Annotated in this window: 5 protein-coding genes and 1 pseudogene; 5 read left to right on the plus strand and 1 reads right to left on the minus strand. The window is 43.7% G+C overall.

All coding sequences use genetic code 11. The features are described 5' to 3' along the window. The 5 genes and pseudogenes from GRP75_RS16920 to GRP75_RS16940 all read left to right on the plus strand — a co-directional run. Positions 1–272 (plus strand): annotated as a pseudogene (locus GRP75_RS16920) (PTS transporter subunit EIIC); the annotation flags it as partial. A gap of 205 nt (positions 273–477) precedes the next feature. Next, positions 478–1,311, plus strand: coding sequence for a BglG family transcription antiterminator LicT (gene licT / locus GRP75_RS16925; protein WP_068939930.1), 834 nt, complete (start codon positions 478–480; stop codon positions 1,309–1,311). Between the two features lie 170 nt (positions 1,312–1,481). Beyond that, the gene (locus GRP75_RS16930; RefSeq protein WP_053324917.1) at positions 1,482–3,386 is read left to right on the plus strand and encodes a beta-glucoside-specific PTS transporter subunit IIABC; all 1,905 of its coding nucleotides are present in this window, start codon (positions 1,482–1,484) and stop codon (positions 3,384–3,386) included. A gap of 243 nt (positions 3,387–3,629) precedes the next feature. After that, positions 3,630–5,027 carry an L-cystine transporter gene (locus tag GRP75_RS16935; protein ID WP_025724316.1) on the plus strand — a complete coding sequence of 466 codons (1,398 nt, stop codon included), beginning with the start codon at positions 3,630–3,632 and terminating at the stop codon, positions 5,025–5,027. 250 nt (positions 5,028–5,277) lie between these two features. Continuing rightward, positions 5,278–5,976, plus strand: coding sequence for a queuosine precursor transporter (locus tag GRP75_RS16940; protein WP_160789868.1), 699 nt, complete (start codon positions 5,278–5,280; stop codon positions 5,974–5,976). A gap of 65 nt (positions 5,977–6,041) precedes the next feature. Here the strand turns inward: GRP75_RS16940 and GRP75_RS16945 are convergent. Continuing rightward, a partial coding sequence (locus GRP75_RS16945) for a M24 family metallopeptidase (protein ID WP_160789869.1) occupies positions 6,042–6,305 on the minus strand: 264 nt, incomplete at its 5' end.

The raw sequence follows: 6,305 nt of genomic DNA on the forward strand, positions 1-6,305 counted from the left end.
TCGGAGGGGCTCTCGGTGGTGCATTTATGAGTTTATTTGAAACTGAAGCAACGGCTATTGGTGGTATATCAGGTCTGCCCAGCTTGGGATTATTCGTCGGTCCTACATTTATATATGCTATTTTGGGAATGTTAATCTCATTAGTTACAGCTGGCGTAATTACGTATTTTATGGGCTTTGTGGATGAAAAAGATGAGCATTCGCAAGTAGTGTCCACATCTGGCATGAATGCTTCTCCGAACTCGGTTGTGGAAAAGAGCCCTGGCAGCTAAGGCGTGCCAATGCCCAAAAGCCTCATGAAAGTGTTTACAAAAAAACTTGTCACCTCAGTCTTTATATGATATTATGGTGTCAGTTATTCAAAACTGCACAATCGTGGATTGTTACTGAGCGTATCGGGCAAAACCATAAGCAGGCACTATGTGTCAGTTTTGGTATTGCCTTTTTTTACTACTCCAAGCGGCTTAAGGTGATGGAATGAAGATAGCAAAGGTGCTGAATAATAACGTCGTAACGGTCACTGATGAACAGCAGAAAGAATTAGTCATTATGGGAAGAGGAATTGCTTTTAAAAAAAACACAGGCGATGAGATTGAAGAAGAGAAAATCGAGAAAATTTTCAAACTTGAAAGTACCGAGGTTTCCCGCAAACTCATGACCCTGATGTCTGATATCCCTATTGAATATGTTGAAATTTCTGATGAAATCATCCAATATGCCAAAACGATACTTGGTGTAGAGTTGCATGACAGCATCTATATTTCGCTGACGGATCATATCCATTTTGCCATAGAGCGTTATCGCTTGGGTATGGATATCAAAAATGCACTTTACTGGGAAATCAAGCGAATGTACCGTAAGGAATTCACGATTGGGACCAAAGCATTGCACATGATTCAGGACAAGCTGGGAGTTACACTTCCAGATGATGAAGGAGCATTTATCGCCTTACATTTGGTGAATGCACAGCTTAATAGCGAAATGCGCGAAACGATAACCCTGACTAACATTGTCAAGGATATCATAAATATTGTAAGTCGCTTTTTTGTAATGGATCTGGATGAAGAGTCGTTAAGCTATTACCGCTTTATTACACATCTCAAATTTTTTGCTCAACGGGTAATGAATGGGACCCCTGTACAAAATACAGATAATTCCCTTCATGATATGGTTAAGGTTCAGTATAAGAATGCTTACGCCTGCGCGGAAAAAATAAGAGATTATACGACTAAAATCTATGGTCGAAGCTTGTCCCAGGATGAGATGTTGTATCTCACCATTCATATCGAGCGTATCATTAAAAATCAATGATTTCATGTATGATCAGGGATTTAGGATTGCTACTTCTAAACCAGAAGGCAAAACCTGAATGCTGAAAGAAGATTGGCTTTTTATAAAGCTGTCTGCTTTCTGTATTCAGGTTTTTTTATTGCCCATTTGCGCATTTTATTTTATACCTTAAAAGAAAAGAGGAACACCTCATGGATCGAAATCAATTATCCAAAGAGATACTTACACTGGTTGGGGGTGAAGAAAACGTAGAGCAGGTCATTCACTGCATGACCCGCTTGCGCTTCAACCTTCATGATGATAAGAAAGCTCAGAAAGAGCAGTTGCAGAAAACGGATGGCGTCATGGGAGTCATGGAGAGTGGCGGCCAGTTTCAGGTTATTATCGGTAATGATGTAGCTAACGTGTACAAATCGTTGGTGAGCAACATGTCCAAGGCTCCGCAAAGTGACTCAGGAGCAAGTACTGCATCTAAGAAAAAACAAAACCCGATCAGCAAACTGTTCGACTTTATTGCGGGTATGTTTACACCGATTTTGCCAGCGATCACCGGCGCAGGTATGATCAAAGGGATCATTGCTCTTTTAGTGGCAATGAACTGGATGTCCGATAAGAGTCAAACCTATACGATTTTAGCGGCAATAGGTGACGGTGCGTTCTACTTCCTGCCTATTATTCTGGCTGTCAGTGCTGCTAGAAAACTCGGCAGTAATATGTTTATTGGTGCGGCGATTGGTGCTTCCATTTTGCACCCGACGATTACAGCTTTACTGGCATCTAACGTGAAGGTTAGCTTTATTGGTCTTCCGGTGACAGCGGCCACGTATTCTTCGACCGTTATTCCAATCGTTATTGCGGTCTGGCTGGCATCTTATGTTGAAAAATTCATTGATAAGTATACACATGCATCACTGAAGTTGCTCGTTGTTCCGACATTGACTTTATTGATTATTGTACCTTTGACTTTGGTTGCTGTAGGGCCGCTCGGCTCCATTATTGGTAATGGCCTGTCAGGCGGTATCTCTTGGTTGTTTGAAAATACAGGTGCACTTGCAGGTCTGCTGCTAGGCGGTACCTTCTCCCTGATCATTATGACAGGTATGCACTATGCGTTGGTTCCTATTATGATTGGATCGATTGCAACGTTGGGCTTTGACTACATGATTCCAATTATGGGAGCAGCCAACTTGGCACAGGCTGGTGCTGCACTGGGTGTATTCTTAAAATCAAAAAATGCCAAAGTCAAAACAGTGGCTTTCTCGACGAGCTTGACAGCTATTATGGGTGTAACTGAGCCTGCAATGTATGGTGTAAATATGCGGTTTAAAAAACCATTTACTGCTGCGTTGATCGGCGGAGCCGTCGGCGGGGGCTTCATGAGCTTGTTTGGTACAAAAGCGTATGTCATGGGTGGATTGGTTGGTGTGCCTGGTCTGGCGATGTTTATTGGACCGACTTTCTTATACGCAATCCTGGGTCTTATTATTGCATTTGTTGTTGCTACGATTGTTACCTATTTGATCGGCTTTACAGATGAAAAGAACGAAGAAGCACCACAAGCAACAACAGACGCTGGCGGAGACATCTCCACTGATGAAATAGCACAATCTGCTGTGTCCTCACTGCCGAAAGGTGAGAAAATCCCGGTATACAGCCCGATTATGGGTGAAGTTAAGCCGCTCAGTGAAGTCAATGACCCTGCATTTTCTCAAGAAATCATGGGTAGAGGTTGGGCTATTGAACCATCCGAAGGCCGGGTTGTTTCCCCAGTGGATGGCACAGTGTTCTCCATTTCCAAAAGTGGGCATGCTGTTGGATTGGTGAGTGATTCAGGACTTGAAATGCTCATTCACGTTGGGATGGATACGGTTAAACTAAAAGGACTTCATTTTACGCCTCATCTTAAAGCAGGAGATCGCGTAAAGGTAGGAGACCTCGTGCTGGAGTTTGATCTGGTGGAAATCCGCAAGGCTGGTTACGAAACGATAACGCCTGTTATTGTTACGAATGTAGCTCAGTTTAGCGAGTTGGAATCCGCTGATAATCAGCATAAAGTGGTTAAGGAACAGGAACTGCTATACACAGTGATCGTCTAACGGCTGATAAAAATTTTACGCCTAAGTTGAATACATGTCGTTGTGTTCAGGACAAAAAACAGCAAGTCTTCGAAAGATGAAGGCTTGCTGTTTGGCATTTTCAATAAAACCCAAAGTGGAAGCTACTTAACTATTTTATTGTTATAAAACCTACAAAAATAGTTGGTTTTGTGATATAGTAATCTTCGGATTGAAGGATCACCTTATAAAACATATTAAGTATAAGTTTGGAGGAAATAATACATGGATACCTTCTTTATTATTTTAAATGTAATCGTGCTGCTTTTGCTGCTAGGCGTATTGGTCTGGATGCAGAAAAAGCACATCTCCTTTACAAAAAGGGTATTTGCCGGACTTGGCTTCGGACTGATCTACGGGGCTGTTCTACAATATGCCTATGGGGCAGGCTCAGAGGTCATTACAAAATCAGTTGATTGGTTCAACCTCGCAGGTAATGGTTATGTCCGTTTGCTGCAAATGGTAGTTATTCCGCTTATCATGGTGTCGATTATTTCGGCTATTATGAATTTGAAGGGAAGACAGAACCTTGGCAAAATCAGCGTGTCCATTATTGCAGTACTACTGATTACAACGGCAATTGCTGCTTCAGTTAGTATTGTAACCAGCTTGTCGTTTGATCTAAAGGCAATTGAGATTCAAGGTGGGGAAAAGGAACAAGCACAGGGCTTGAAGATGGAAGAGCGTCTTGGAACAGTTCAGGACATGACCATTCCACAGCAGGTGCTGGAATTTATTCCTTCAAATCCTTTTGAGGATATGACGGGAGCACGTCGTACGTCGACGCTGGCGGTGGTCATTTTCTCGGCCTTTATCGGTGTGGCTGTGCTCGGATTGGATCGTAAAAAACCAGAACAGGCGCAAACCTTCCGTAAAGTGATCGATGCAGTGTACGCTGTAGTGATGCGGATTGTAACTCTGGTGCTGAGATTGACTCCTTACGGCATTTTAGCACTGATCACTAAAGTAGTAGCTACGACCAATCCGGATGAAATTTTGAAGCTAATCAAGTTTGTGCTCGCTTCTTATGTGGCTCTGTTGGTCATGTTTATCATTCATCTTATTTTGCTGGCCTTGTTCGGCTACAATCCGGTGACGTATGTGAAAAAGGTATTGCCTACACTGGTTTTTGCTTTTACTTCTCGTTCCAGTGCGGCGACCATTCCGTTAAATGTTGAAACACAAACGAAAAAGCTTGGTGTGTCCGACGGCATCGCGAATCTGTCTGCGACCTTGGGAGCGACTATTGGGCAAAACGGCTGTGCTGGTATTTATCCGGCAATGCTGGCGGTCATGATTGCTCCAACCGTGGGTATTGATCCAACGAGCTGGGATTTTATCCTCACGCTTATTCTGGTCGTTACGGTCAGCTCGTTTGGCGTGGCGGGTGTAGGCGGTGGTGCCACTTTCGCTTCCCTGATCGTGCTTTCCACCATGAATCTTCCAGTGGCATTGGCAGGATTGCTCATCTCAGTCGAACCGTTGATTGATATGGGACGCACAGCGTTAAATGTCAATGATTCTATTACCGCAGGTCTCATTTCAGGCAAGGTGCTCAAGGAGAACGATCAAGACGTGTTCAACAATCATGGCATGGATTTGGATGCAACGGCACACTCCTAAGTAAATGATAAACGAAAGGTGTACGATGCATTCCCCTATCGCATCTGTAGCCTATATAACACACGTACAGAATGTACTCAATACAAAGAGCCGGCCATAAGGTCGGCTCTTTGTATTGAGTTTAGGACAGTGTAAATTATAGCTGTTCACGAATCCTAATCTATGATACATTAAAATAATGTTTTTCCGGCTTGCTTCGGATGAACCGCGGTTCGCAACCATCCCGCGCTATCAAAACTAGGAGGATTTCATGTTTAATCTGTTATGGGGGGCAGCTTTTGTCCTCGTCAATTTTATGTTCTTTTTGTTATGTTTTCGGTTGTTCGGTAAAAAAGGGCTGTACGCCTGGATTGGTGTTGCTACTGTACTAGCCAATATTCAGGTAACCAAAACGATTGATCTGGTCGGCATTACCACGACATTGGGAAATACGATGTATGTTTCTATGTATATGGCCAGTGACTTACTGAATGAAAATTATGGGCCTAAAGAGGCGCGTAAAGCTGTGTGGTTCGGCTTTTTTACTCTGATTATGACGACGATAACGATGCAAATGGTGCTGCAGTTCCAGCCTACTGCAACGGATTTTGCTCAGACACCGATGCAACAGCTGTTTGGATTGTTGCCAAGGCTTGCGCTTGCCAGCTTGACAGCCTATGCGGTCAGTCAATTGCTGGACGTGCGTCTGTATGCCTGGATTCGCAAGTTTTTTCCGGAACGTCATCAGCTCTGGATTCGCGGCAATGGCAGCACGATGATCAGCTCGTTTATAGATACGCTCATTTTCTGTACTATTGCCTTTTACGGTTATGCGTGGGGGATATGGCTCGAGATATTATTCACCACCTACATCTTAAAATTTGTACTGACCGCGGCGGGTACACCCATTTTGTACATCGCACGCAATTTCCGCTTTATAGAAGAGGAGGAGCAAACCCTCAAGCCATAATGGCTTGGGGCTGCCCCTCCTTTTTTCATACTTTTTACATACAAATATAATCAATAGCGATGATTTTATCCCAGCACTGTCAGTTCTTTTGGAAAAGAGGTAAGCACTTCAACACCATCAGAGGTGACCAAAACGTCATCTTCAATCCGCACACCGCCGAGGCCTGGCACATAGATACCGGGTTCGATTGTGAACACGAAGCCTTCATGAAGCAGATCACTATTGCCTCCGTGTACAGATGGATATTCGTGAACACTCATGCCAAGGCCGTGTCCAACTCGATGGTTAAAGGCAGGGCCATATCCAGCGGCTTCAACAACAGTACGTGC

Origin of the sequence: Paenibacillus sp. OT2-17 (genome assembly GCF_009827695.1) — a bacterium.
Lineage (GTDB): Bacteria > Bacillota > Bacilli > Paenibacillales > Paenibacillaceae > Paenibacillus > Paenibacillus polymyxa_B.